This window comes from Mycetocola saprophilus, from assembly GCF_000718085.1.
Taxonomy (GTDB): Bacteria; Actinomycetota; Actinomycetes; order Actinomycetales; family Microbacteriaceae; genus Mycetocola; species Mycetocola saprophilus.
The window spans coordinates 1-233 of the sequence record NZ_JOEC01000016.1; the positions used below are offsets into that span (position 1 = coordinate 1).

The window sequence follows — 233 nt, forward strand, 5'->3', positions numbered from 1 at the left end:
CGCCGAAGCATCCTCGGATGCCTCGGCAACCTCGGCTACCGCCGCGAACTCATCGGCCAACGTATCGGCAGCGGCCGCAGCCAACGGTGACAACACCTCAAACACCAACGGTGCCGCAAGCGCGGCGGCTCAGGGCAACGCATCGGCAGCGGCAAACTCCGCCGCCATCGCAGACGCCTCGACCACCGCATCCAGCACCGCCGCAGCCAACGGAACGGCCACCGCCGACCCGG

1 protein-coding gene is annotated in these 233 nt (G+C 69.5%); it reads left to right on the top strand.

The window, feature by feature from the left end; translation table 11 throughout:
- On the top strand, positions 1-233 hold a 233-nt coding region (locus IE92_RS18615), incomplete at both ends, for a hypothetical protein (protein WP_211250810.1).